The 1,317-nt window shown below is 74.1% G+C and carries 1 protein-coding gene and 1 pseudogene; one reads left to right on the top strand and one right to left on the bottom strand.

The window, feature by feature from the left end; translation table 11 throughout:
- Positions 1-265 (top strand): annotated as a pseudogene (locus tag ABZ641_RS37810) (DUF393 domain-containing protein); the annotation flags it as partial.
- A 32-nt stretch (positions 266-297) separates the two neighbouring features.
- Here ABZ641_RS37810 and ABZ641_RS37805 read toward each other — a convergent pair.
- The gene (locus ABZ641_RS37805; RefSeq protein WP_359989140.1) at positions 298-933 is read right to left on the bottom strand and encodes a DUF1345 domain-containing protein; all 636 of its coding nucleotides are present in this window, start codon (positions 931-933) and stop codon (positions 298-300) included.
- Between the last annotated feature and the right edge of the window lie 384 nt (positions 934-1,317).

Below are 1,317 nucleotides of genomic sequence, written 5' to 3'. Positions count from 1 at the left end.
CGACCTCCCCGCGCTGGACGCCTGTGCGGGCGGGCGCGGACTGGTGACGGCGGAACGCGTCCAGCACGGGCCGCTGTGGCTCACCCCCTCGGGCAAGGTCTACGGCGGCCTGGAGGCCGCTGCCCGCGTGCTGATGCGCTCGGGCGGCGCGTGGCCCTACGCGGGCGGCCTGCTGGCCCTGCCACCGGTCCGCCTGCTGGCGCGGATCCTCTGCCTCCCGGTCACGAGGCGCTGGCATCCGACCCGCACCGGCGGCGCACCCTGAACCGTCACCGGCCGACGCGGACGGCAGTTCTCCTAGCCGGTCACGATGCCCGTGACGAGGTTGATGGTGGTGGCCAGGATGCTCGTGCCGAACGCGTAGGAGAGCAGGCAGTGGCGCAGCACGACGGCGCGGATCGCGGTGGTGGTGACGCCGGTGTCGGACACCTGGTAGGTCATGCCGAGGTTGTAGCTGAAGTAGAGGAAGTCCTTGTAGGAGGGCGGCTCGTCGGAGTTGAAGTCGATTCCACCGGTCGGGGGTGCGAGGTAGAGCTCGGCGTAGCGGGCGGCGTACATCAGGTGCAGCGAGGCCCAGCCCATGAAGACGCCGCCGAGTGCGGTCGCTGCGGCGGCGTGGCTGTCGCCGGACCTGCCGAGCAGGAGCAGCAGCACGATGCCGGTGAGGCCGCCGATCGCCGCCGAGACGACGACGAGCTCCTCCAGGACGGGCCGGAAGTCCTCGCGCCGGGCGTTGCGGCGGGTCGCTGCGGCGTCCATGGGCCACAGCGCGATCCACCCGGCCGCGACGAAGAAGGTCTGGGCCGCGGTGATGCCGGCGAGAACGCCCATCGACAGGTCGCGCAGCAGCCAGACGAGGACGCCCACCGCCGCTCCCGCAACCAGCGCTCCGTTCAGTCGCGGCAGGGCGGACCGCAGTGACCACAGGCTCATGCGCCTCACAGTAGCCACCCCGCCGCACCCGGCGGCCGACCTGCCGCGCCGCCGGCGCGCGTGGCGGGACCGGCCCGGCCCCCGTCGGCGTCGTGCGCGCTGCCGCGCCCTGATCCCGCGTCAGTCGGTGGGTGGACCCGCGGCTGTGACAGGGCCGTTGCCTGAAGTGTGACCGCCGTCACGGCCCCTGACGGCCGGTCATGGTCAGCTCTGGGGATGCGTCGTTCCCGTACCGCCTCTCCGGTCCTCCTGGCCGCGGGCCTCCTGGTGCTCACCGCGTGCGGCTCGGTGGCCGTCACCGGTTCGCGGGCCCCCGCCCCGTCGGGTGCCACGTCCGCCTGCGGCGTTGGGGCCGGGCCGGGGGGGTCGGGGGGGGGCGCTGGT

Source organism: Kitasatospora sp. NPDC007106, assembly GCF_040634455.1.
Taxonomy (GTDB): Bacteria; Actinomycetota; Actinomycetes; order Streptomycetales; family Streptomycetaceae; genus Kitasatospora; species Kitasatospora arboriphila.
Note: the sequence above shows the minus strand (reverse complement) of the source record. Positions and strands in the feature narration are given on the sequence as shown.

Bases quoted from the DNA above. Each gene is read 5' to 3' on its own strand.
- ABZ641_RS37805 (WP_359989140.1), bottom strand. From the start codon at position 933: ATGAGCCTGTGGTCACTGCGGTCCGCCCTGCCGCGACTGAACGGAGCG.